The following is a 25,197-nucleotide window of genomic DNA, read 5'->3' on the forward strand; positions in this document are numbered from 1 at the left end:
GTGCCTCGCCGGGTGCCACTAGCACCCGAGCACCGCCGTGCGCTCCCGTCGTGTGGTCATCAACCGTCTCTAGCCATCCCCCTGGCCATCGTCTATCGTGATCCCCTGAGCTCACACAATCATCGATTGAGGAGTCTGCAATGGTCACCCCCGTCGCGCATCCCGACGCGAGTCTGTCCCCCGAGCTTTTGACGAAGATCGATGCCTACTGGCGCGCCTGTAACTACCTGGCCGTCGGCATGATCTATCTGCGGGACAACCCGCTGCTGCGCGAACCGCTGCGCGAGCAACATCTCAAGCAGCGCCTGCTCGGTCATTGGGGCGCGAGCCCTGGACTGTCGTTCATGTACGTCCATCTCAACCGCATCATCAATGCCTACGACCAGCCGGCCATCTTCCTCGCCGGTCCCGGTCATGGCGCCCCCGGCGTACTCGCCCCGATCTATCTCGAGGGCACCTACTCCGAGGTCTACCCCAACAAGAGCGAGGACGAGGAAGGCCTGCGCGCCTTCTTCAAGCAGTTCTCCTTCCCCGGCGGCATCGGCTCGCACTGCACCCCCGAGACCCCCGGCTCGATCCATGAGGGCGGCGAGCTGGGCTACTCGATCTCGCACGCCTTCGGCGCGGCCTTCGATAACCCGGACCTTTTGGTCGCGGTCGCCGTCGGCGACGGCGAGGCCGAGACCGGTCCGCTGGCCACCTCTTGGCACTCGAGCAAGTTCCTCAACCCGATCCGCGACGGTGCGGTATTGCCGATCCTTCATCTCAACGGCTACAAGATCAACAACCCCACCCTGCTCTCGCGCATCCCCAACGAGGAGCTGGCCAGCCTGATGCGCGGCTACGGCTGGACGCCGCACTTCGTCGAGGGCGACGACCCGATGGCGATGCACCAGTGCATGGCCGAGACGCTCGATCGCTGCATCGCCGAGATCCGTGGTTTCCAGCAACAGGCGCGCGAGAGCGGCCAGGCCAGTCGCTGTCACTGGCCGATGATCGTGCTACGCACCCCCAAGGGCTGGACTGGACCGAAGGCGGTCGACGGCAAGCGTGTCGAGGGCTTCTGGCGTGCCCACCAGGTACCGCTCTCGGGGATGCACGACAACCCCGGCCATCTCGAGCAGCTCGAGGCGTGGATGCGCAGCTATCGCCCCGAGGAGCTGTTCGACGAACAGGGCCGGTTGCGCCCCGAACTCAAGGCACTCGCGCCCCGGGGCGAGATGCGCATGAGCGCCAGCCCCCATGCCAACGGCGGCCTGCTGCGACGGGCGCTGCGCCTGCCCGACTTCCGCGACTACGCCCAGCCGATCAGCCGGCCGGGCACCGAGCGGGCGATGAACACCCGACCGCTGGGGGCGATGCTGCGCGACGTGATGGCGCGTAACGCGGACAACTTCCGTGTCTTCGGCCCGGACGAGAACACCTCCAACAAGCTCGACGCCATCTACGAGGTGAGCAAGAAACTGTGGCTGTGCGACTATCGCGAGGAGGACGCCGACGGCGGTGAACTCTCGCCCGACGGTCGGGTGCTGGAGATGCTCTCCGAGCACACCCTCGAGGGCTGGTACGAGGGCTATGTGCTCACCGGTCGACATGGCTTCTTCGCCACCTACGAGGCCTTCGTCCACGTCATCGACAGCATGTACAATCAGCACGCCAAGTGGCTGTCGATCTGCGAGGACATCCCCTGGCGTGCCCGCATCTCCTCGATCAACCTGTTGATCACCTCCACCGTCTGGCGCCAGGACCACAACGGCTTCACCCACCAGGACCCGGGGTTCCTCGACGTGGTGGTCAACAAGAACCCCGAGGTCACGCGGATCTATCTGCCCCCGGACGTCAACACCCTGCTCTCGACCGTCAACCACTGCCTGCGCAGCCGCGACGACATCAACGTCATCGTCGCCGACAAACAGAACCACCTGCAGTACCTGGACATGGACGCGGCCATCAAGCACTGCACCAAGGGCATCGGCATCTGGGAATGGGCAAGCAATGACCAGGGCGGCGAGCCCGACCTGGTGATGGTCGGCTGCGGCGACATCCCCACCAAGGAGGCGCTGGCGGCCACCGCGCTGTTGCGTGAGCACTTCGCCGACATCCGTATCCGCTTCATCAACGTCGTCGACCTGTTCCGCCTGCAACCGGCCGGTGAACACCCCCACGGGCTCAACGACGCCGACTTCGACAGCCTGTTCACCAAGGACCGGCCGGTGATCTTCAACTTCCACGGCTATCCCTGGCTAATCCACCGTCTCGCCTATCGCCGCACCAATCACCGCAACATGCACGTGCGCGGCTACAAGGAGAAGGGCAATATCAACACCCCGCTGGAGCTGGCGATCAACAACGAGATCGACCGCTTCAGCCTCGCCATCGATGCCATCGACCGGGTACCGCGACTGCAGGTGGCCGGCGCCCATGTCAAGGAACGGCTACGCGACATGCAGATCGAGTGCCGCAACTATGCCTTCGAGCATGGTGTCGACAAGCCCGATATCGACGACTGGACCTGGCCCTATTGAGCCAGCCGGGGCGCGCGTCGGCGCGCCCCTTCCCGCCATCCCCCTATTCCATACCGAGGCGTCAGTCACCGATGAGCAAGGCGCATCCCCCCAAGCAGCCCTGTGAGCCCCGCGAACCGACCCGCACCGGGATGTCGAAGGAGGCGTTGAAGCAGGCCTACATCGACAACTTGTTCTTCATCCAGGGGCGTTTTCGCGAGGTCGCCACCCCTCACGACCTCTACATGGCCGCGGCCTATACCGCGCGCGACCGACTGCTCGAGCGTTGGGTGCGCTCGGCGCAGCTGTTCAAATCGAGCCATGCCCGTACCGTCTGCTACCTCTCGGCCGAGTACCTGCTCGGCCCGCACCTGGCCAAGACCCTGATCAATCTCGGCATCAGCCAAGCCGCACGCGAGGCGGCCGAGGACCTCGAACTCGATTTCACCACGGTGCTCGAGGAGGAGGAGGAACCGGGGCTCGGCAACGGTGGACTGGGGCGGCTGGCCGCCTGCTACATGGACTCGCTCGCGACCCTGGGCATCCCCGCCATCGGCTATGGCATCCGCTACGAGTTCGGCATCTTCGATCAGCGCATCGAGGACGGCTGGCAGGTCGAGGTCAGCGACAACTGGCTGCGCAATGGCAACCCCTGGGAGATCCCGCGGCCAAAGATCTGCTTCCCGGTCTGTTACGGCGGCGACACCGAACGCTATCGCGACGCCGATGGCCAGTGGCGCACCCGCTGGGTACCGGCGATGGTGATCCAGGGCATGGCCTATGACACCCCGATCCTCGGCTTTGGCACTGACAACGTGAACCTGTTGCGACTGTGGAAATCGGAGGCGGCCGAGTCGCTCGACTTCCAGGCCTTCAACATCGGCGACTACTACGGCGCGGTCCACGCCAAGATCGAGGCCGAGACCATCTCCAAGATCCTCTATCCCAACGACGAGCCCGAGGCCGGCAAGGAGCTGCGGCTCAAGCAGCAGTACTTCTTCGTCTCCTGCTCGATGCAGGACATGATCCGACTGCATCTCAATACCGTCGGCCCACTCGAGCAGTTCGACCAGAAGTTCGTCGCCCAACTCAACGACACCCACCCGGCCCTGGCCATCGCCGAGCTGATGCGGCTGTTGCTCGACGAGCACCTGATGGACTGGGAGCAGGCCTGGGGCATCACCCACCGCACCTTCTGCTACACCAATCACACCCTGCTGCCCGAGGCACTCGAGACCTGGCCGGTGGCGCTGTTCGAGCGGCTGCTACCACGTCACCTGGAGATCATCTACGAGATCAACCAGCACTTTCTCGATCAGGTACGGGTGCGCTTCTTCGCCGACGATGCGCGGGTGGCGCGGATGTCGTTGATCGGCGAGGACGGCGAGCGCCGAGTGCGCATGGCACACCTCGCGGTGGTCGGCAGTCATCAGGTCAACGGGGTGGCGGAGCTACACTCGGAGCTGGTGCGCACCACCATCCTGCGCGACTTCCACGACCTCTGGCCCGAGCGCTTCACCAACGTCACCAACGGGGTCTCGCCACGACGCTTCATCATGGTCAGCAACCCGCGGCTGGGACGGCTGATCAGCGAGGTCTGCGGCGGCACCGGTTGGGCGCGCGACCTCGAGCAGCTGCGCCGACTCGAGGAACATGCCGACGACCCAGCCTTCCAGGCCCGCTGGCGCGAGATCAAGACCGCCGCCAAGCGCGATCTGACCGAGTGGCTGCGCACCCGCGCCGACGTCGACCTCGACCCGGCGCAGCTCTTCGACATCCAGGCCAAGCGCATCCACGAGTACAAGCGCCAGCACCTCAATGTGCTGCACATCATCCGTACCTATCAGCGCATCAAGCAGGACCCCAATCACGACATCACCCCGCGCGCCTTCATCTTCGGCGGCAAGGCCGCGCCCGGTTACTTCACCGCCAAGCTGCTGATCAAGCTGATCAACGCTGTGGCCGAGGTGATCAACCACGACCCCGCGGTCAACGGCACCATCCGGGTCGCCTTCATGCCCGATTTCAACGTCAAGAACGCGCAGCGCCTCTACCCCGCCGCCGACCTCTCCGAGCAGATCTCGCTCGCCGGCAAGGAGGCCTCGGGGACGGGCAACATGAAGTTCTCCATGAACGGGGCACTGACCATCGGCACCCTCGACGGCGCCAACATCGAGATCCGCCGGGCCGTCGGCGCCGAGAACTTCTTCCTCTTCGGGATGGATGCCGCCGCGGTGGCGCGCCGTCAGGCCGAGGGCTATCACCCCTGGGAGCACTATCACGACGATCCGGAACTACGCGCCGACATCGACCTGATCAACTCCGGGCTGTTCTCGCACGGCGATACCAGCCTGTTCCGCCCCCTCACCGACCAGCTGATCAATCACGACCCCTTCATGGTGCTGGCCGATTATCGCGCCTATCTCGAGGCGCAGGATCACGTCAGCGACGTCTATCGTGACAGCGCCCGTTGGACGCGGATGTCGATCCTCAACGCCGCACGCATGGGCCGGTTTTCCTCCGACCGGGCGATCCACGAGTATGCCGAACGGATCTGGAAGATCGCGCCGATGCCGGTCGAGCCAGACGGAGGGACGGCCACCTAGAGGCCCGCCGAACACAAAAAGTGACGCTTGTCACACGATAATGCCTTGCGTATAAGGAACGCTTGATCGGGCGCATTGCATCGGTCCGCAACGATGCAAACCGGACATGGAAAGTCTGACCTGCCTGATCACGCGACAGCGCAGCAGCCCGCTGCCAACGGCCCGACGCGGCTGACAGACACCACAGGGAATGAACGATGTCCGAGACACCCAAGGCACTCTTCGATGTCACCGTACTGACCGCGGCCATGAGCGCCGACGACGACCGTGACGATGCCGCATACGCCGCCCTCGCCCTGGTCACCAGGGGACAGGTGCGCGGTTATGTCTGTGCCAGCGCGATCGACGAGCTGCACACCTTCTTCGCCCGTACCCAGGGGCAGTCGCTCGCCCGGGGCACCCTCGGCCAACTCTGTAACCTGTTCGAGATCGCGCCGGTCGATGGTCACGTCATCGACGCGGCGATGCGCCTCGGCTGGAACTATCTCGACGATGCACTGGCCCATGAGTGCGCCCGGGCCCAAGGCCTCGACTATCTGATCACCGCCAACCCCGAGGACTTCCCGGGCAGCGCCCTCAAGGTCCAGCACCCCGAGGTCTTCGTGCGCGAACTCCACGATTGAGCTAGGCGTACGGGGCGCGCCGACCGGGCGCGCCGACTCAGCGCTGGCGCACGTCCAGGTACTCGCGCTCGATCGCCGTCTCCAACGCCTGCATCCCCTTGACCAACTCCTCATAACGCAATCGCAGCGCGTGCAACCGCGCCACCGCATCCTTGCCCGGCAGCTCGCCGTCGCACTTGGTGGCGATCTCGAACAAGGCCTTCAGATAGCTGGCACGCGCGCGCGCGACCATCTCGATCACCGGGTTGAGATCACTCAGGGTCAGCTCCGAGATCGCGGGGTTGATGTGACGACGATTGATCTCGCGAATCGCGGCGTCGATCTCCAGCAACAGTCGGCTGTTTGCGTTAGGCATGCTCGCTCCTCGTTACGATCACTGTAAGCGTTCCGCTCATCGTCGCGCGGACCATACGCCACCCCGGGACGGACGTCGATCCAGGCACGACCCACGGCACGCGGCGCCACCGGCAGACACGCGCATCCCCTATCATAGGCGCATCGAACACCAACCCCTTGCCCAAACCCAACCGCGACATGACCGACCCAGACCGTATCATCAGCCCCCAGGCCGCCACCGACGACGGCATGCTCGACCGCGCCATCCGTCCCCGGACGCTCGCCGACTATGTCGGCCAACCGGCGGTCCGCGACCAGATGGAGATCTTCATCGGCGCGGCCCGGGCTCGCGCTGAGGCGCTCGATCACGTGCTGATCTTCGGCCCCCCCGGGCTCGGCAAGACCACGCTCGCCCACATCATCGCCCAGGAGATGCAGGTCAATCTACGCCAGACCTCGGGACCGGTGCTGGAGAAGCCCGGCGACCTGGCCGCGCTGCTCACCAACCTCGAGGAGGGCGACGTGCTCTTCGTCGACGAGATCCACCGGCTCAGCCCGGTGGTCGAGGAGGTGCTCTACCCGGCGATGGAGGACTACCAGATCGACATCATGATCGGCGAGGGCCCGGCGGCACGCTCGATCAAGCTCGACCTGCCGCCCTTCACCCTGATCGGCGCCACCACCCGCGCCGGGCTGCTGACCTCGCCGCTACGCGATCGTTTCGGCATCGTCCAGCGACTCGAGTACTACTCCGCGACCGACCTCACCACCATCGTCGAGCGCTCGGCGCGACTGCTCGGCATCGCCGCCGACACCGCCGGCGCCGCCGAGATCGCGCGCCGCTCGCGCGGCACCCCGCGCATCGCCAACCGGCTGCTGCGCCGGGTGCGCGACTATGCCGAGGTCCGTGCCGACGGCCACATCGATGCCGCCGTCGCCGATCGCGCACTGGAGATGCTCAAGGTCGACGCCCAGGGCTTCGACCACATGGACCGACGCCTGCTCGAGGCGGTGATCGAGAAGTTCGACGGCGGCCCGGTCGGGGTCGAGAGCCTGGCCGCGGCGATCGGCGAGGAGCGCGGCACCATCGAGGACGTGCTCGAGCCCTATCTCATCCAGCAGGGCTTTCTGATGCGTACCCCGCGCGGGCGCATGGCCACCCAGGCCGCCTACGACCACTTCGGGCTGCGCCGCCGCACCCCGGTCGAGCCCGAGCTGTTCGACCAGACAGCGGACTGACCCACCGCAGCCGTCCTCTCGCCCCCTCTAGATCCGTCACGACATGACCCAACTGCACATCCCGCTCGACTTGCTGATGTACTGCACCAGCCTCGCGGCGGTGGCGATGATGGCCGCCGCCGCGGTACTGGAGGCCGGGCGCAAGCGTTTCGACCTCTTCGGCATGGTGGTGGTGGCGCTCGCCGCCGCACTCGGCGGCGGCTCGCTGCGCGACCTGCTGCTCGATCGCCCGGTGTTCTGGATCGCCGACCAGACCTACTCGATCGTCGCTCTCGGCGCGGCGCTCTTCACCTTCTTCCTGGCGCGGGTGTTCTCGTTACCGGCACGGTTGTTCCTGATCCCCGACGCGCTCGGGTTGGCGTTGTTCACCGTCACCGGCACCAAGGCCGCGCTCGCCTGGGATGCGCCCTGGCTGGTGGCGAGTATCATGGGGGTGATCACCGGGGTGGTCGGCGGCATCCTCCGCGACGTACTCTGCAACGAGGAGCCGCTGGTGTTCCAGGGCCCGCTCTATGCCACCGCCTCCTGGCTCGGAGCCCTGGTGCTCCTGGCGATGCTCGAGCTGGAGATCAACCCCAGCGTCGCCGCCGTCACCGGCGGGAGCCTGGTCTTCCTGCTGCGCATGGCAGCGATCCGCTGGGGGATCAGTCTCCCCTACTTCACCACCAAGGAGTGATCGGCGCGCAGCGCGCGCCACGCCGGGTGCGCCTCGATCAGCGCCAGCGCCTCGGCCAGCAGGGTCTTGCCCGGCTCCATCTTGAACCAGGTCGAGGCCCCAGAGGAGTGCGGCAGCGGGATCATGTCCGCCTCCCAACCGGCCGGGTCGCGATAGCGCCACTGCTGACCGACCACCTCGTTGAGCCGCTTGAAGTCCATCAGCTGGGCGATGGCGAGCTTGCCCACCGGGATGACCAGCCGTGGGCGCAACAGCGCCAGCTCACCGCGCCACCACTCGGCGCACCGCGCGATCTCCTCGCCATCGGGCACCCGGTCCCCGCCCTTGGGGTTCTTGCCCGGGAAGCAGCGACACACGGCGCTGATCAGCAGCCGCTCGCGACAGATGGGCTCGTCCATACCGATCGAGCCGAGCCATCGGAACAGCGTCTTGCCCGCGGTCCAGCAGAACGGCAACCCTTGCTCGATCTCGCGGGTACCCGGCGCCTGACCGATCAGCATCACCGGTGAGATCAGGGTGGCACTGTGCACCGAGGGGCCGAACATCGCCGGGCAGCGACGACAGCCCTCGAGCGCATGGTGCAGACGGGTCAGGGCGGCGAGCCGGTCGGCCGGGGAGGCCTCGGCGGGGACGGCGGAGATAAAGGCTGACATCGGTATCCTGCGGTTGAATCAGTCGAGACGACGTGCGATGCGTTGGATCTGCACGCGATGGAGACGGGCGCGCCACTGACGGGCGCTGAGGGGACCGAGCCAAGTATGGGGTAGGACTCGCGACCATGGAGTACACCGAGCCGCTCGATCACCTCGGTGTGGTGTTCGACGCTCGCGCGCAGTGCATCGATACGATCGGGTCCGGCATCGAGGTGCGGGGTGGCGTCGACCGACGTGATCTCGACGCGATGGCCCGGACTGGCGCAAAGGGCGTGGACCAGCGCGGTGACGGCGGTATTCACCATCACCAGGTGATCGAGCACCATGTAGACCGACCAGTCCCGCCCACCGGGCTCGAGTCCGGCGACGCGACGGATACGCAGCGCGCACCGCCCCCGCGCCTCGTCGAGCCCGACGGCGATGGCGCAGGCCAGCTCGGCCTCGCGGCGGAACAGACGCAACACCGCCCCCGGCGACGCCAGCGCAGCATAGGCGCGCAGGGCGAGACCGGGCACCAGGCGCTTGCGCACCGGGAGGCGCAGCCCCGCCGGATCGGTTGCGTCGGTCTCGCGTCGACTCACCCGTTGGCCTTACCCCAGCTGTCGCGCAGCCCCACGGTGCGGTTGAACACCGGGCGCTGCGCCGTCGAGTCGGGATCGACGACGAAATAGCCCTCGCGCTCGAACTGGAAGCGCTCGCCCGGGCGCGCCCCGCCGAGGCTCGGCTCGAGCATGCAGCCGACCAGCACCTCGAGCGAGTCGGGATTGATGTCGTCGCGATAGTCCTGCCCCTCGGCGCCGGGCATCGCCACCCGGAACAGACGGTCGTAGAGACGCACCTCGGCGGGCACCGCGTGCGCGGCGGCGACCCAGTGGATCACCCCCTTGACCTTGCGCCCCTCGGGCTTGCAGCCGAGGGTGGCCGGGTCGATGCTCGCGCGCAGCTCGACGAGCTCGCCGGCAGCGTCCTTGACCACCTCGTCGCAGCGGATCACATAGGCGTTGCGCAGCCGCACCTCGCCGCCCGGCACCAGCCGCTTGAAGCCCTTCGGCGGGACCTCGGCGAAATCCGCGCGATCGATATAGAGCTCGCGCCCGAAGGGGACCTCGCGGTGACCCATCGACTCGTCCTTGGGATGATTGGCCGCGCTGATGTTCAGCACCTCGTCCTCGGGGTAATTGGTCAACACCACCTTGAGCGGGCGCAGCACCGCCATGCGCCGGGGCGCGTGGGCGTCGAGGTCGTCGCGAATGGTGCTCTCGAGCATCGCCATCTCCACCCGGTTCTCGGACTTGGTCACGCCGATACGCTCGCAGAACTCGCGCAACGCCGTCGGGGTATAGCCTCGCCGACGCAGCCCGGCGATGGTCGGCATGCGCGGATCGTCCCAACCCTCGACGTGCCCCTCGGCGACCAGCTCGGTGAGCTTACGCTTGCTGGTGACGGTGTACTCGAGATTGAGCCGGCTGAACTCGATCTGACGCGGCCGGCTCGGCACCGAGACGTGCTCGACGCACCAGTCGTAGAGCGGACGGTGGTCCTCGAACTCGAGGGTGCAGAGCGAGTGGGTGACACCCTCGATGGCGTCACTCAGCGGGTGGGTGAAGTCATAGGTCGGGTAGAGACACCAGGCATCCCCGGTCTGGTGATGGACCACCCCGTGCTTGATGCGATAGAGCACCGGGTCGCGCAGGTTGATGTTGGGCGCGGCCATGTCGATACGCGCGCGCAGGGTGCGCGAGCCGTCGGGGAACTCGCCGGCGCGCATCCGCGCGAACAGCTCGAGGTTCTCCGCCACCGGACGATCGCGCCACGGGCTCGGGCGACCGGGCTCGGTGAGGGTACCGCGATACTCGCGCATCTGCTCGGCGTCGAGCTCGCAGACATAGGCCAGCCCCTGCTCGATCAGCTCGACGGCGAAACCATAGAGCCGCTCGAAGTAATCCGAGGCGAAGAACGCCTGGCCGCCCCACTCGAAGCCGAGCCAGCGCACGTCGGCCTGGATCGCCTCGACGAACTCGACGTTCTCCTTGTGCGGATTGGTGTCGTCGAAGCGCAGGTTGCACTGCCCGCCGAACGACTCGGCCAGCCCGAAGTTGAGCACGATCGACTTGGCGTGGCCGATGTGCAGATAGCCATTGGGCTCGGGCGGGAAACGGGTCACCACCCGGTCGTGGGTCCCGGCGGCCAGATCCGCTTCGACGATCTGGCGGATGAAATTGGTGCGGGTCGGCTCGGCAGCGTCGGTCATGATGTCTCAGGGAGTCGAAGGGTTGGACGACAAACCGTACATTTTATCGCGCCCGCTCGTGGGCGTCAGCTTGGTCGCACGGCCGACTGCCGCTATTGTGGCGCCGATCCTCAGCGGGCGTGGCCTGGACGAGACACCGCCGCGCAGACGGGCACCGGCGTACCGATCGCCGCGTTCCCGAGCGCACGACACCCTCTCGGCGCGACCAGGCGGCCAATGGCCGGCGATCCGCGTTTACGGCGACCGGCTCTGCTAGAATCTGCGCTCACTCCCATCACAACCGATCCGGAATCCCATGACCGTTCGTACCCGATTCGCACCGTCTCCAACCGGCTATCTGCACGTCGGCGGCGCCCGTACCGCGCTGTTCAGCTACCTCTTCGCCCGCAGGCACGGTGGGCAGTTCGTGCTGCGGATCGAGGACACCGACCTTGAACGCTCGACCGAGGAGTCGGTCAACGCGATCCTCGAGGGCATGACCTGGCTCGGGCTCGACTACGACGAGGGGCCCTTCTACCAGACCCATCGCTTCGACCGCTACAACCAGGTCATCGACGAGCTGCTCGACAAGGGGCTGGCCTATCGCTGCGACTGCCCCCGGGAGCGACTCGACCAACTGCGCGAGGATCAGATGGCGCGCAAGGTCAAACCACGCTATGACGGGCATTGCCGCAACCGCCAGGTCGACCCCGACAAGCCGCACGTGATCCGCTTCAAGAACCCCGCCGATGGCGTGGTGGTGGTCGACGACATGATCCGTGGGCGGATGCCGTTCAACAATGCCGAACTCGACGACCTCATCATCCGTCGCAGCGATGGCTCCCCGACCTACAACCTCACCGTGGTGGTGGACGACGCCGACATGGGCATCACCCACGTCATCCGCGGCGACGACCACATCAACAACACCCCGCGTCAGATCAACATCCTGCGCGCGCTCGGCTGCGACATCCCCAAGTATGCGCATGTACCGATGATCCTCGGTGACGACGGGGCGCGGCTGTCGAAGCGCCATGGCGCGGTGAGCGTGATGTCCTACCGCGAGCAAGGCTACCTGCCCGAGGCCCTGCTCAACTATCTGGTCCGCCTGGGTTGGTCGCACGGCGACCAGGAGATCTTCTCGCTCGAGGAGATGATCGAGCTGTTCGACATCAGCGCGGTCAACAAGGCCGCCTCGGCCTTCAACACCGACAAGCTCGACTGGCTCAACCAGCACTATCTCCACCACGCCGAGCCGGCCCGCATCGCCCGGCTGCTCAGTCCGCACCTGGGACAGCTGGGGGTCGACCCCAGCACCGGCCCGGAGCTGACCGATGTGGTCAAGGCCCAGGCCGCGCGCGCCAAGACCCTCGCCGAGTTGGCGCGGATCAGCACCTTCTGCTACCAGGACTTCGACGAATTCGACGAGACATCGGCGAAGAAACACCTTCGCCCGGTCGCCCGTGAACCGCTGGAGCGACTGCGCGCGGCCTTCGAGATGATGGCCTACGAGGACTGGCAGCCGGACGACCTCAAGCGCGTGGTCGAACGCGTCTCCGAGGAACTCGAGGTGAAGATGGGCAAGGTCGCCCAGCCGCTGCGCGTGGCCATCGTCGGGCGTGCCGCCTCACCGGGGATCGAGGAGACACTGATGCTGGTCGGCAAGGAGGCGACCCTGCGCCGCATCGACAAGGCGCTGGCCTACATCGCCGCGCGCGAGGCCGCATCCGACTGACCCTGATCGCACTCACCCGACCCCACGCCAGGGGCCATCGCGGCCCCCGGCGTGGTCGCCTCACGGGACCGGATCAGTGGTCCCACATCACATTGACCTCGGCGGCGGCCGCGGCCTCGAGCAGTTCGATCAGCGGCAGGGCCCGGTGAGCCAGACTGACGTGACGCGGCGCATCGTCCTCGCCATGATGCGGCGCATCGAGGGTCAACCCGGGATGGTCGGTGACCGCGGTACGCAACCGCTCCAGCGCCTGGGGGACATCTGCGGCGAGCAGCGCGCCAGGGACACTGCCGCTGTGCCCCATCAACTTGATCAGGGGTACGGCGACCTCGCCGAACATGGTGATGGTGGCATAGGCGCTGGTCTGGAAGTGAACGAGCATGGCAAGGACTCCAGTGATGAACGGTGCCGGTCCACCGTCGTCAGGTTGAGCCACGCGAGCACACAGGACCAGGGGGGAGACAACACGCGGCCCGCGCCCGCGCCCGCGCCCGCGCACCTGACCTGACCTGACCTGACCTGACCTGACCTGACCTGACCTGACCTGACCTGACCTGACCTGACGAACAGATCCTACCGGCGGAGGTCGGCACGCACACCCGGCGGCCGACAGGTCGAGGCTCGATCTTACCGACGCCCGCCCGGCTTGTCCGCTCCCAGGCCCTGGGGTATGGTCGGGACCATGAAATTCACCGAAACAGAAGACGCTGGCAGCAATCGGGTCCAGGGCTATGGCCCCGAGGGGACACGGATCCGTGACCACGCCTACACCCACGCCCTGCTGGTGTCGGCCGAGCGACTGGATCCGGACTGGGGACCGGCGCGCGCCGAGGAACTCACCTCCGAGCACATCGCCGCGCTGCTCGAGGACCACCCCCAGGTGATCATCATCGGCACCGGGGCGCGTCAGGTCTTCCCCGCCGCTGCGGTCTATCGCGAGGCGATCGCACGCGGGGTCGGCATCGAGTTCATGGATACCGGCGCCGCCTGCCGTACCTTCAACATCCTGCTCGATGAGGACCGACGAGTGGTCGCGGGACTGCTGCCCTACTGAGCCTGGAGCACACGCCATGGATCGCGCCCTGGTCCCCGGGATCCTCCTCGCCGCCCTGCTCGCCGTCCTCGGGCTCGCACTGTTGATGCCCGATCCAACACCCCCTGGTGGCGCACGCCTGCCCTGGCAGGTCGATCTCACCACCGACGGGACCACCCGGGTGTTCGGGCTCACCCTCGGCGCCAGCACCCTGGCCGAGGCCCGCGCCCTGTTCGGCGAGTCGGGCGAGTTGAACCTGTTCCGTGCCGGCGACGCGCAGGCACCCCGTCTGAGCGTCGAGGCCTATTTCTCACGCCTGCACCTACACCGACTACGCGCCGACTTCGTCCTCACCCTGGAGATCGCGACCGAGCAGCTGGCCGCAGCCTATGCCCGCGGGCTGCGCATCAGCCAGCTGCCGAGCGGCGACAAGAAGGTCCGTCTCGCCCCCGAGGACGAGGCCGCGTTCGCCACCGCGCCGATCCGCGCCATCACCTATCTGCCCCAAGCACGGCTCGATCCGGCACTGATCGAACGCCGCTTCGGCCAACCGGCGCAGCAACTCGTCGAGCCCGAGAGCGGCGTCGTCCATCATCTCTATCCAGAACACGGCATCGACGTCGCCCTCGCCGCCGATGGCGAGACCGTCATCCAGTACGTCGCGCCAGCGGCCTTCGAGACCCTGCTCGCGCCGCTCGAGGCGCACGCGACCGATCAGCGCACGCCGTCGACGTAACGGTCGCGTGCCTCGCGGGCGCGCGCGAACAACGCCAGCAACTCGTCGCCGTCCTCCTCGCGGATCAGCCGCGCGAGATCGGCCAGCTCGATGCTGAAGCGCGCGAGCATCGCGCTCAACGCCTCGCGGTTGGCCAGACAGATGTCGCGCCACATCTCCGGGCTGCTCGAGGCGATACGGGTGAAGTCGCGGAAACCGCTCGCCGCATAGCGGAAGATCTCATCGTTCTCGCGCATCCGCGCCAGGGTATCGACCAGACCGAAGGCGAGCATGTGCGGCAGATGACTGGTCGCGGCCAGCACCTCGTCGTGGTGGGCCACGCTCATCCGCATCACCTCGGCACCACAGGCCCGCCACATCGCCTCGACCCGATCGACCGCCGCCGACGCGGTCTGCTCCACCGGGGTGAGGATCACCCGACGATCGCGGTAGAGCGAGGGAAAGGCGGCCTCGACCCCACTGCGCTCGGTGCCGGCGATCGGGTGCCCCGGCACCAGGAACGGTGGCGGCGCGCCAAACACCGCGCCGGCATCGGCCACCACGCTGCCCTTGACGCTGCCGCCGTCAGTGACCACCGCCCCCGGCGCGAGCGCTGGGGCGATGGCCGTGAGCACCCCGCGCATCGCCCCCATGGGCACGGCGAGAAAGACCATGTCGGCGCCGACGACCGCCTCGGCCGGGTCATGGCAGAAGCGATCGATCACCCCCAGCTCGCGGGCCCGTTCGAGGTTGGGCCGCGAACGCCCACAACCGACCACCTCGCCAACCGCCCCGGCCTCGCGCAGCGCCTGGGCGAGCGAGCCGCCGATCAACCCGACACCAATGACCGCGAGCCGCGCGATCATCGTCCCAGCACCTGCTCGAGCGCGGCGATGCAGCGGGCGTTCTCCGCCTCCAGGCCGATGCTGATGCGCAGGTGATTGGGCAGCCCGTAATTGGCCACCGGTCGCACGATCACGCCCAGACGCAACAAGGCATCGTTGATCGGCGCGGCCGGGCGACCGAGGTCGACGGTGATGAAGTTGCCCACCGAGGGGATGAAGTCGAGCCCCAGGCGCGCGAAGGCCGCAGTGTACTGGCGCATCCCGGCGCGGTTGAGCTCGACCGAGGCACGCACGTGCTCGCGGTCATCGAGCGCGGCGACCGCCGCGGCCTGAGCCAGGGCATTGACGTTGAACGGCTGGCGCACCCGATTGAGCAGGTCGGCGACCTTGGGGTGGCTCAGGCCGTAGCCGACGCGCAACGCCGCCAGGCCGTGGACCTTGGCGAAGGTGCGGGTGACGATCAGGTTGGGGTGATTCTCCAGCCACAGGGTGGCGTCGGGGAAATCGGGCTCGTTGACGTAGTCGGTATAGGCCTCGTCGATCACCACCAGGCAGGTGCGCGGCAGCGCCTCGATGAAGGACTTGAGCGTGGCGGCATCGAGCCAGGTGCCGCTCGGATTGTTGGGGTTGGCGATCCACACCACCCGGGTGCGCTCGTTGACCAGCGCGGTCATCGCCTCGAGGTCGTGCCCGTAATCACGCGCCGGGGCGATGCGGGCGGTCGCGCCCACCGCCTGGGTGGAGATGGCATAGACGGCGAAGGCGTGCTCGGAGATCACCGACTCGGTGCCGGGCTGGAGGAAGGCGCGCGCGATCAGGTCGAGCACGTCGTTGGAGCCGTTACCGAGGGTCACCGTGCTCGGCGAGACGTCGTGATGCGCGGCGATCGCCATGCGCAACTCGAAGCCACCGCCGTCGGGATAGCGCCCGAGGTCGCCACAGGCCTCGGCGATCGCCGCGCGCGCCTTGGGACCGGGGCCGAGCGGGTTCTCGTTGGAGGCGAGCTTGACCGCATCGGTGATGCCGAGTTCGCGCTCGAGCTCGGCCATCGGCTTGCCCGGGACATAGGGTGAGAGACCGGCGACCCAGGGCGCGGCGATCTCGAGGAAGGGGTTCTCTTGATTGGGCATGATGCAGACTCGCGATGATCTTGTCCGTCCCCGGCGAGGGGCGGAACGTCCTTGAAGATGATCGACCCCGCGGCCCGTCGCCGGCGCGACCGCCCCGTGGGGTCGGAGAGGATGGCTGCGACCGAACCGGTCGCGGTGCTATCCGGCCCTACAGCACCGCGACCGGATAGGAACCCAGCACCTTGAACAACAGCGCCTGGCGTTCCAAGTGCTCGAGCGCTGCGGCGACCGGCAGGTCGTCACGGTGCCCCATGATGTCGACGAAGAAGACATAGTCCCAGATACCACGCCGCGAGGGCCGCGACTCGATCCGGGTCATGCTGATGCCATGGGCGGCCAGCGGCATCAACAGGGCATGCAAGCCCCCGGCCTCGTTACGACACGAGAGCAGCAGGCTGGTCTTGTCCTGACCGCTCGGCGGTGCGTCCTGCTTGCCGATGACGAGAAAGCGGGTGGTATTGCCCGGCTCGTCCTCGATACGCTCGGCGAGCAGCTCCAGCCCATAGATCTCGGCGGCCTGATAGCCGGCCACCGCCGCGGCGCCCGACTCCTTGGCGGCGGTGCGCGCGGCGTCGGCGTTACTGCCGACGGCCACCCGCTCGGCGTGCGGCAGATAGCGATCGAGCCACTCGCGACACTGCGCGAGCGATTGCTGGTGGGAGTAGACGGTACGGATCGCACCGAGTTCGGTCTCGGCGCTCATCAAATGATGGTGGATACGCAGCGAGACCTCGCCGGTGATCGCCAGTGGCGAGGCCATGAACAGATCGAGGGTATGGCTGACCACGCCCTCGGTGGAGTTCTCCACCGGCACCACACCGAAGTCGCAGGAACCGGCCTCGACCTCGCGAAAGATCTCATCGATGGTGGCCATCGCCCGGGTCACCACCGAGTGGCCGAAGTGCTTGATCGCCGCGGCCTGGGTGAAGGTGCCCTCGGGACCGAGGAAGGCGGCCTGCAGCGGGCGCTCGAGCGCCAGGCAGGCGGACATGATCTCGCGAAACAGCCGCGCCACCTCCTCGCCGTCGAGCGGCCCCGGGTTGGCGCCCTTGACCCGGCGCAGGATCGCCACCTCGCGCTCGGGGCGGTAGAACTGCACCGCCCGACCGTCGGTCTCGGTCTTGATCTGGGCGACGCGCTGGGCACAGCGTGCCCGCTCGCTGATCAGATCGAGCAGTTCCTGGTCGATGGCGTCGATGCGCCCCCGGACCCGATCGAGCCCGTCCTGATCGTGCGCATGATCGGCCATGGTCAGCACGCCTCCGGCAGCGGTTCGAGCACGCGCGCCGAGCACACCCCATCGATCGCCGCCAGCGCGGCGAGCGTCTCCGGCGGACAGGGGCGATCGACATCGATCAGGGTCACCGCGATGGTCTCACGCGAGCGGTTGAGCATATCGAGGATGTTGAGTCCGGCGGTACCGAGGTGCGTCGAGATCTGGCCGACCATGTTGGGGACGTTGTTGTTGACGATGGAGATACGTGCGCCGCCGTTGCGTGGCAGCACGATCTCGGGGAAGTTGACCGAATGGGTCACGTTGCCGTTCTCCAGATAGTCGCGCAGCTGTTCGGCGACCATCACTGCACAGTTGTCCTCCGCCTCCCGGGTCGAGGCACCCAGGTGCGGCAGCACCACCACCTGCGGGTGGGCCTTGAGCTGGTTGTTGGGAAAGTCGCAGCAGTAGCCGTGGAGGCGCCCGGCGTCGAGCGCCGCGAGCACCGCGGCATCGTCAACGATGCCGCGGCGCGAGAAGTTCAGCAGCAACGCCCCCTGGCGCATGCCGCGGATACGTGCAGCATCGATCAGATGACGGGTGTCGTCGGTCAGCGGCACATGCAGGGTGACGCAATCGGCACGGGCGAGCACCTCGTCGATGCTGTGCGCGGCCTCGACATCGTGTTCGAGCTGCCAGGCGCGGGCCACGGTGATGGTGGGATCGTAGCCGATCACCCGCATCCCCAATGCGCGCGCGGCGTTGGCCACCTTGACCCCGATCGCACCGAGCCCGATCACCCCGAGGGTACGCCCCGGCAGCTCGAAGCCGACGAAGGCGCGCTTGCCCTGCTCCACCGCCTGCTGGATGGTGGCGTCATCGCCGTCAAGACCGTCGACGAAGCGCAGCGCCTGGGCGATGTTGCGCGAGCCGATCAACAGCGCCGCAAGCACCAGCTCCTTGACTGCGTTGGCATTGGCCCCCGGGGTGTTGAACACCGCCACGCCACGGGCGGTCATCTCCGCCACCGGGATGTTGTTGGTGCCGGCGCCGGCACGCCCGATGGCGCGCACCGAGGCAGGCACCGCCGTCGCCTGCAACGGCGCCGAGCGCAGCAGGATGGCATCCGGATGGACGATCTCCGAGGCCACCTCGTAGTGCTCGCGCGGCAGCCGCTCGAGCCCGGCCACCGCGATCTGATTCAAGGTCTGGATCCTGAACATGCCCGCTCGGCCTCCTGCAGGGATAAAGGGCGCCGCAATGCGCCAGAGCGCGGCCTCAGCCGTGACGACGCTCGAACTCGCGCATGAACGCGACCAACGCCTCGACCCCGGACTCGGGCATGGCGTTGTAGATGCTCGCGCGCATCCCGCCGGCCGAGCGATGCCCCTTGAGCGCGGTCAGCCCCGCAGCCGCGGCCTCTTCAAGGAAACGGGCATCGAGCGCCGGATCGGCCAGGGTGAAGGGGATGTTCATCCACGAGCGCGACCCCGGGTCCACCGGGTTGCGATAGAAGTCGGAGGCATCGATGGTGTCGTAGAGCAACGCCGCCTTGCGGGCGTTGACCTCGGCCATCGCCTCCAGGCCACCGCGCGCCTTGAGCCACTGGAACACCAGACCGGCCAGGTACCAGGCATAGGTCGGCGGGGTGTTGTACATGGAGTCGGCGTCGGCGTGGACCTTATAGTCGAACATGGTCGGGGTCGCCGCCAGGGGCTGACCGAGCAGATCGTCACGAACGATGACGATGGTCAGACCGGCCGGGCCGATGTTCTTCTGGGCGCCGGCATAGATCAACCCGAAACGCGAGACCTCGATCGGACGCGACAGCAGGGTCGAGGACATGTCGGCGATCAGCGGCACCACGCCGGTCTCGGGGACATAGGAGAACTCGACCCCGGCGATGGTCTCGTTAGGGGTGTAGTGGACATAGGCCGCACGCTCGCCGCTGAGCGCCAGCTCGTGCTGCGCCGGGGCCCGACCGAGCGGCTCGTCGACGGTGCTGGCGGCGACATTGACCGCGCAGTAGCGCCGCGCCTCGGCGATCGCCTTCTTCGACCAGGTGCCGGTGTTGACGTAATCGGCCTCGCCCTTGCCGCGCAGCAGGTTCATCGGCACCATCGCGAACTGGCTCGAGGCCCCCCCCTGAAGGAACAGCACCCGATAGTTGTCCGGGATGCCCAGCAGCTCGCGCAGGTCGGCCTCGGCACGTTCGGCGATGGCGACAAAGGCCTTGCCACGGTGGCTCATCTCGGCCACGCTGGTCCCCGTGCCCTGCCAGTCGAGCATCTCCTCGCGGGCCTGCTGCAGCACCGCTTCGGGCAGCATCGCTGGCCCGGCGCTGAAATTGTACACTCGAGCCATTCTCACTCTTCCCCTAACACAGAATCAGGATTGTCAGTCGTGCGTCGCGGCATCCGCACCCGCCTCGGGCGCGGCCTCGGACGCGTCACCCGCGCCATCCTCGTCCTCATCGAGCGCGACCACGCGCTCGACATAGACCAACCGCTCACCCTCGTCGAGATTGATCAGCTTGACGCCCTGGGCATCGCGCCCGACCACCGGGACCTCATCGACCGAGGTCCGGATCAGGGTACCGTGCTCGGTGATCAGCATGATCTCGTCACCGGGCAGCACCAGCACCGCACCGACCTGCTCGCCGTTGCGCTCCGAGGTACGGATGGCGATCACGCCCTGGGTCCCGCGCCCCTTGGTCGGGAACTGATCGACGGTGGTGCGCTTACCATAGCCGTTTTCGGTGACGCTGAGTACGGTGCCGGGCTCGGGGACCACCAGCGAGATGACGCGCTGCTCGGGCTGGAGTTTGACCCCGCGCACACCGTGCGCGGTCCGCCCCATCGCCCGCACCTGCTCCTCGGAGAAGCGCACCGCCTTGCCGGCGGAGGTGAACAGCATCAGGTCCTGGTTGCCGTCGGTGATCGCCACCCCGACCAGGTACTCGTCCTCGTGCAGATCGATGGCGATGATCCCGCGCGAGAGCGGGCGCGAGAAGTCCTTGAGCGGCGTCTTCTTGACCGTGCCGGCGCTGGTGGCCATGAACACGAAGTAGCCGTCCTCGTAATCACGCACCGGCAACAGCGCGGTGATGCGCTCGCCCTGCTCGAGCGGCAACAGGTTGACCATCGGTCGACCGCGCGCGCTACGCCCGGCCTGGGGCAGCTCGTAGACCTTGATCCAGTAGACCCGGCCGCGACTGGAGAAGCAGAGCACGGTGTCGTGGGTATTGGCCACGAACAACCGATCGATGAAGTCCTCCTCGCGGAAGGAGGTCGCGCTCTTGCCACGTCCTCCACGGTGCTGGGCCTGGTAGTCGCTGAGCGGCTGGGCCTTGACGTAGCCCTGGTGGGAGAGCGTCACCACCAGGTCCTCGGGGGCGATCAGGTCCTCGAGGGTGAGGTCGGTGTGGTCGACCTGGATCTCGGTGCGACGCGCGCTGCCGAACTGCTCGCGAACCGCCTCCAGCTCCTCGCGGATCACCGCCATCAAGCGCTCGGGATCACCGAGGATCGCCAGCAGCTCGCCGATACGGGCGAGGATCTCCTCGAACTCCTTGAGGATCTTCTCCTGCTCGAGCCCGGTGAGCCGATGCAGCTGCAGGTCGAGGATCGCCTTGGCCTGGCGCTCGCTCAGTCGGTAGCCCGCCTCGGTCATGCCGAAGCCGGGATCGAGCGTCTCCGGGCGGGTCTGCTCGGCCCCGGTGCGCGCCAGCATGTCGCTGACCGCGCCCGGCGCCCAGGCCCGCACCATCAATCGCTCGCGCGCCTCGGCCGGGCTCGGCGAGGCCTTGATGGTGGCGATCACCTCGTCGATGTTGGCCAGGGCGATGGCGTAGCCCTCGAGCACGTGGGCGCGATCGCGCGCCTTGCGCAGCTCGTAGAGGGTGCGCCGGGTGACCACATCGCGACGGTGACGCAGGAAGTACTCGAGGATCTGCTTGAGGTTGAGGGTGCGCGGTTGACCATCGACCAGGGCCACCATGTTGATGCCGAACACCTGCTGCATCTGGGTGTGCTGGTAGAGGTTGTTGAGCAGCACCTCGGGGTGGGTGTCGCGCTTGAGCTCGATGACGATACGCATACCGTCCTTGTCGGACTCGTCACGCAGCCCGTCCTGGGCGATACCCTCGATCTTCTTCTCCTTGACCAGCTCTGCGATACGCTCGAGCAGACGCGCCTTGTTGACCTGATAGGGCAGCTCGGTGACCACAATCGCCTCGCGACCGCTGCGGCTCTGCTCCTCGAAGTCGGCGCGCGCGCGCATCACCACCCGGCCTCGGCCGGTGCGATAGGCCTCGCGGATGCCCCGTACCCCGTTGATCAAGGCGCCGGTGGGGAAATCCGGGCCGGGCACCAGTTCGATCAAGCGCTCAAGATCGACCAGGGGGTCGTCGATGATCGCCAGACAGGCGTCGATCACCTCGTTGAGGTTGTGCGGCGGGATGTTGGTCGCCATGCCCACAGCGATACCCGAGGAGCCGTTGACCAACAGGTTCGGGAAACGCGCCGGCAACACCGAGGGTTCTTGCTCGGTGTTGTCGTAGTTGGGGGTGAAATCGACCGTCTCCTTGTCGAGGTCGTCGAGCAGCGCGTCGGCGATGCGGGTCATCCGCACCTCGGTATAACGCATTGCCGCCGGCGGATCGCCGTCGACCGAACCGAAGTTGCCCTGACCGTCGACGAGCAGGCAGCGCATCGAGAACGGCTGGGCCATGCGGACCATGGTGTCGTAGATGGCCGAATCGCCATGGGGGTGATACTTACCCATGACGTCACCGACGACGCGCGCCGACTTGCGATAGGCGCGATTCCACACGTTGCCCTGCTCGTGCATCGAGAAGAGCACCCGGCGGTGCACGGGCTTGAGACCGTCGCGGACATCCGGCAGCGCGCGCCCCACGATCACGCTCATGGCGTAATCAAGATAGGACTGACGCATCTCGTCCTCGAGATTGATGGGCAGGACTTCTCTGGCGAATTCTGGCATGGGTGTGGTGAACCGGCTGTAAGCGTGCTTGAGGGAACCTCAGAGCGAGGCCCCTGATGCGTGTTCTGAACCTGTCGATTCTACCACGCCGCGCCAAGCCACGCTGGAGACGATCCGCTGGGCGGGGAAGCAGCGACCAGGGAAGATCGAACCGCCGAGAGGATCAAACCGCCAAGGCGCGAAGGGCGCGAAGATGGAGAAAGGCTTCCAGCCGCCAGCTTCCAGTGAAGGGGCTGGGTTGTCTCGTCGCGTCGCGGTCGACCGCAAACCGACACTGGAGGCTGCTTGCTGAAGACTGGTCGCTTTCTTCGCGCACTTTGCGGCTTTGCGGTTCAATCTCCTGGCGGCTGGCGGCTGGCGGCTGGCAGCGACCCTCCATTCAGCCCCCAGCCACCCCGGGACCGGGGCGTCCGAACAGATAGCCCTGGGCCAGGTCGGCGCCATGGCGGCGAACGTAGTCGAGTTCGGCCTCGGTCTCGATGCCCTCGGCGAGGAGTTCGATGTCGAGTTCAGCGGCGATACCGGCGAGGGCGCGGTAGATCGATTGGCGAGCGGGATCGCGATCGATGTCGCGGATGATCTCCATGTCGACCTTGATGATATCCGGGCGCAGCTGGGCGAGCAGGTTGAGCGAGGCGTAACCGCTGCCGACGTCGTCGAGCGCCACCCGGTAGCCGGCGTCGCGATAGAAATCGAGGATACGCTTGAGGTGCTCGGTGTCGCCGACGCGCTCGGTCTCGACCACCTCGAAGACGATCCGACCGGGATCGATGCCGAGCTTGCGCGCCCAACCGACGGTGCTGCGCAGACAGTGCACCGGGTCGTAGATAGCCGTCGGCAGGAAGTTGATGAACAGCAGTCCGTCGAGCCCCTGGGCGGCGGCGCAGTGCAGTGCCGCGGCGCGCGCCTGGCGGTCGACCTGGAACAACAGGTCGTTGGCCGCAGCCAGCGAGAAGATCTCGCCCGGGAACATCAACCCACCGTCCGGCAGCCGCCCGCGCAGCAGCGCCTCGTGCCCGACCACGGCGCCGTCGGCGATCGAGACGATCGGCTGGAACCAACTGACGAAGCGCTGATATTCGAGGATCTCGAGCAACGGACGCGCCGCCAGCAGGGAGAACCAGCGCTCCAGCGAATGGGCACGGGTGAAGGCGTGGAAATCCAGGTCCTCGCCCGGGGGGAGCAACAACGCCAGGATGCCCTCGCGCTCCAGGGCGTTGAACGGTTGCTCGACCCGCAGCCGCTCGAGGAAGCCGAGCAGGCAGGTGTCGGGCAAGCGCACCACCATCCCCTCGACCCGGTGGACCAGCAGCGCCTGCTCGAGATAGTCGAGACACTTGTCGCGCAGCTCGCGTACCGCGAAGGTCAGCAACAGCTCGCCCCGCGCCGAGGCCGTCAGGGGCAGCGTCTGGCAACGTGGACAGGCCATGAGGGTCTCCATCTGTGAGGATCGCGGATCAGGAACCGGGGCCCAGCGCGCCGCCCCCTTGATCTATGGATAACAGGCGCGCGGCCCAAGGTCCAATCCGACGCCGGCCTCAGCCCATCAACGCGCGCATCCGCTCGGGGGTTGGTTCGAGCACCACCCCGCGCTCGGTGACGATGGCATCGACCAGCGCCGCCGGGGTGACGTCGAACACCGGGTTGCGCGCCGCGCAACCCGCGGGCGCCACCGGGTTGCCACCGCAGCCGAGCAGCTCGGCCGAATCGCGCTCCTCGATCGGGATCTCGGCGCCGGTGGCCAGCCCCATGTCGATGGTCGAGGTCGGCGCCGCGACCATGAAACGGATGCCGTGATGACGCGCCATCACCGCCAGACCATAGGTGCCGATCTTGTTGGCGACGTCGCCGTTGGCGGTGATGCGATCGGCGCCGACCACCACCCAGCCGACCCGCCCCTGCGCCATCAGGCTGGCGGCGGCGCAGTCGGCCTGAAGGGTGACCGGGATGTCGTCCTGCATCAACTCCCAGGCGGTCAGTCGCGCGCCCTGCATCCACGGCCGGGTCTCGTCAGCATAGACGCGCTCGACCTTACCCGCGGCGTGCGCGGCGCGCACCACGCCGAGCGCGGTGCCATAGCCGCCGGTGGCCAGCGCGCCGGCGTTGCAGTGGGTAATGATCTCGGTCGGCGCGGTGATCAGCGCCGCGCCCAGCTCACCGATACGCCGATTGGACGCTCGATCCTCCTCGTGCACCGCGCGCGCCTCGGCGAGCAGCGCGGCAAAGGGGTCGGTGGCGTCCAGGGTGGCGATCAGCGCGCGCATCCGCCGGATCGCCCAGAATAGGTTGACCGCCGTCGGACGCGACCCGGCGAGCCGCTCCAGATCACCCTCGATGGCCTGCTTCCAACCCGCCCCGGCGGCGGCGAAGGCGGTGCGCCCGGCGAGCGCCACACCATAGGCCGCGGCCACACCGATCGCCGGCGCGCCCCGCACCACCATGTCGCGGATCGCCTCGGCGACGGCGCTGGCATCGTCATAGGCCAGCACCTCGATGCGCGCGGGCAGCACCCGCTGGTCGAGCAGATAGAGACGATCATCCTGCCAGCGCACGGCGTCATCGGGGGTAGGGACGAACGGGGTTGCAGTTTCCATCAAAGGCTCCTTGTGGCATTTTGCGCGCATTGTCCCCGATTTTGCCGCAGTCACCAAAGGA

Annotated in this window: 21 protein-coding genes; 8 read left to right on the top strand and 13 right to left on the bottom strand. The window is 67.3% G+C overall.

Annotated features, from left to right (window positions below; all coding sequences use genetic code 11):
* The first annotated feature begins 140 nt into the window (after positions 1-140).
* The 3 genes from HF203_RS01790 to HF203_RS01800 all read left to right on the top strand — a co-directional run bounded on the left by HF203_RS01790 (position 141) and on the right by HF203_RS01800 (position 5,733).
* Positions 141-2,525, top strand: a complete 2,385-nt coding sequence (locus HF203_RS01790) for a phosphoketolase family protein (protein WP_168666016.1) — start codon at positions 141-143, stop codon at positions 2,523-2,525.
* Positions 2,526-2,596: 71 nt separating this feature from the next.
* Positions 2,597-5,110 carry a glycogen/starch/alpha-glucan phosphorylase gene (locus tag HF203_RS01795; RefSeq protein WP_168666018.1) on the top strand — a complete coding sequence of 838 codons (2,514 nt, stop codon included), beginning with the start codon at positions 2,597-2,599 and terminating at the stop codon, positions 5,108-5,110.
* 197 nt (positions 5,111-5,307) lie between these two features.
* A complete protein-coding gene (locus HF203_RS01800) occupies positions 5,308-5,733 on the top strand; it encodes a type II toxin-antitoxin system VapC family toxin (RefSeq protein WP_168666020.1) in 426 nt (141 codons plus the stop codon).
* Between the two features lie 37 nt (positions 5,734-5,770).
* Here HF203_RS01800 and HF203_RS01805 read toward each other — a convergent pair whose 3' ends face one another.
* Positions 5,771-6,088 (bottom strand): hypothetical protein, encoded by a 318-nt coding sequence (locus HF203_RS01805; RefSeq protein ID WP_168666022.1) that lies wholly within the window; start codon positions 6,086-6,088, stop codon positions 5,771-5,773.
* A 179-nt stretch (positions 6,089-6,267) separates the two neighbouring features.
* Between HF203_RS01805 and ruvB the strand changes: the two genes are divergently transcribed.
* On the top strand, positions 6,268-7,308 hold the full coding sequence (gene ruvB / locus HF203_RS01810) for a Holliday junction branch migration DNA helicase RuvB (RefSeq protein ID WP_168666024.1): 1,041 nt from the start codon (positions 6,268-6,270) through the stop codon (positions 7,306-7,308).
* A 43-nt stretch (positions 7,309-7,351) separates the two neighbouring features.
* Positions 7,352-7,984: a trimeric intracellular cation channel family protein gene (locus HF203_RS01815; RefSeq protein WP_168666026.1), complete on the top strand. Its 633-nt coding sequence runs from the start codon at positions 7,352-7,354 to the stop codon at positions 7,982-7,984.
* Here HF203_RS01815 and HF203_RS01820 read toward each other — a convergent pair.
* From HF203_RS01820 to HF203_RS01830, 3 genes are read right to left on the bottom strand one after another with little or no spacing between them, the layout of a single operon-like run.
* Positions 7,963-8,637: a uracil-DNA glycosylase family protein gene (locus HF203_RS01820; RefSeq protein ID WP_168666027.1), complete on the bottom strand. Its 675-nt coding sequence runs from the start codon at positions 8,635-8,637 to the stop codon at positions 7,963-7,965. The genes HF203_RS01815 and HF203_RS01820 overlap by 22 nt on opposite strands.
* On the bottom strand, positions 8,574-9,218 hold the full coding sequence (locus HF203_RS01825) for a DinB family protein (RefSeq protein WP_246221612.1): 645 nt from the start codon (positions 9,216-9,218) through the stop codon (positions 8,574-8,576). The genes HF203_RS01820 and HF203_RS01825 overlap by 64 nt, the downstream gene beginning before the upstream one ends.
* Positions 9,215-10,888: a glutamine--tRNA ligase/YqeY domain fusion protein gene (locus HF203_RS01830; protein WP_168666029.1), complete on the bottom strand. Its 1,674-nt coding sequence runs from the start codon at positions 10,886-10,888 to the stop codon at positions 9,215-9,217. Before HF203_RS01830 ends, HF203_RS01825 begins: the two co-directional genes overlap by 4 nt.
* Before the next feature lie 295 nt (positions 10,889-11,183).
* Here HF203_RS01830 and gltX point away from each other — a divergent pair, with 295 nt between their 5' ends.
* Entirely contained in the window at positions 11,184-12,602 is a 1,419-nt protein-coding gene (gene gltX / locus HF203_RS01835; RefSeq protein WP_168666031.1) for a glutamate--tRNA ligase, read from the top strand.
* Positions 12,603-12,675: 73 nt separating this feature from the next.
* Here the strand turns inward: gltX and HF203_RS01840 are convergent, their stop codons facing one another.
* Complete coding sequence (locus HF203_RS01840; RefSeq protein WP_168666033.1) at positions 12,676-12,984, bottom strand: DUF1840 domain-containing protein; 309 nt, start codon at positions 12,982-12,984, stop codon at positions 12,676-12,678.
* Positions 12,985-13,284: 300 nt separating this feature from the next.
* Between HF203_RS01840 and HF203_RS01845 the strand changes: the two genes are divergently transcribed.
* On the top strand, positions 13,285-13,656 hold the full coding sequence (locus tag HF203_RS01845) for an Mth938-like domain-containing protein (protein ID WP_246221613.1): 372 nt from the start codon (positions 13,285-13,287) through the stop codon (positions 13,654-13,656).
* 16 nt (positions 13,657-13,672) lie between these two features.
* Positions 13,673-14,371, top strand: a complete 699-nt coding sequence (locus HF203_RS01850) for a hypothetical protein (RefSeq protein ID WP_168666035.1) — start codon at positions 13,673-13,675, stop codon at positions 14,369-14,371.
* On the opposite strand, the gene HF203_RS01855 is transcribed toward HF203_RS01850, so the two are convergent.
* The 8 genes from HF203_RS01855 to mtnA form a co-directional block, all read right to left on the bottom strand.
* On the bottom strand, positions 14,350-15,216 hold the full coding sequence (locus tag HF203_RS01855; RefSeq protein ID WP_168666036.1) for a prephenate dehydrogenase: 867 nt from the start codon (positions 15,214-15,216) through the stop codon (positions 14,350-14,352). The genes HF203_RS01850 and HF203_RS01855 overlap by 22 nt on opposite strands.
* Entirely contained in the window at positions 15,213-16,325 is a 1,113-nt protein-coding gene (gene hisC, locus HF203_RS01860; protein ID WP_168666037.1) for a histidinol-phosphate transaminase, read from the bottom strand. The genes HF203_RS01855 and hisC overlap by 4 nt, the downstream gene beginning before the upstream one ends.
* 148 nt (positions 16,326-16,473) lie before the next feature.
* The gene (gene pheA / locus HF203_RS01865; protein ID WP_168666038.1) at positions 16,474-17,574 is read right to left on the bottom strand and encodes a prephenate dehydratase; all 1,101 of its coding nucleotides are present in this window, start codon (positions 17,572-17,574) and stop codon (positions 16,474-16,476) included.
* Positions 17,575-17,576: 2 nt separating this feature from the next.
* A complete protein-coding gene (locus tag HF203_RS01870; protein WP_168666039.1) occupies positions 17,577-18,761 on the bottom strand; it encodes a 3-phosphoglycerate dehydrogenase family protein in 1,185 nt (394 codons plus the stop codon).
* Between the two features lie 55 nt (positions 18,762-18,816).
* Entirely contained in the window at positions 18,817-19,902 is a 1,086-nt protein-coding gene (serC, locus tag HF203_RS01875; RefSeq protein ID WP_168666040.1) for a 3-phosphoserine/phosphohydroxythreonine transaminase, read from the bottom strand.
* A 33-nt stretch (positions 19,903-19,935) separates the two neighbouring features.
* Positions 19,936-22,542: a DNA gyrase subunit A gene (gene gyrA, locus HF203_RS01880; RefSeq protein WP_168666041.1), complete on the bottom strand. Its 2,607-nt coding sequence runs from the start codon at positions 22,540-22,542 to the stop codon at positions 19,936-19,938.
* Positions 22,543-22,921: 379 nt separating this feature from the next.
* Complete coding sequence (locus tag HF203_RS01885; protein ID WP_168666042.1) at positions 22,922-23,971, bottom strand: EAL domain-containing protein; 1,050 nt, start codon at positions 23,969-23,971, stop codon at positions 22,922-22,924.
* Positions 23,972-24,080: 109 nt separating this feature from the next.
* The gene (gene mtnA, locus HF203_RS01890) at positions 24,081-25,136 is read right to left on the bottom strand and encodes an S-methyl-5-thioribose-1-phosphate isomerase (RefSeq protein ID WP_168666043.1); all 1,056 of its coding nucleotides are present in this window, start codon (positions 25,134-25,136) and stop codon (positions 24,081-24,083) included.
* Positions 25,137-25,197 lie beyond the last annotated feature (61 nt).

The sequence above is a fragment of the Marichromatium bheemlicum genome, from assembly GCF_012276755.1.
GTDB classification, from domain to species: domain Bacteria; phylum Pseudomonadota; class Gammaproteobacteria; order Chromatiales; family Chromatiaceae; genus Marichromatium; species Marichromatium bheemlicum.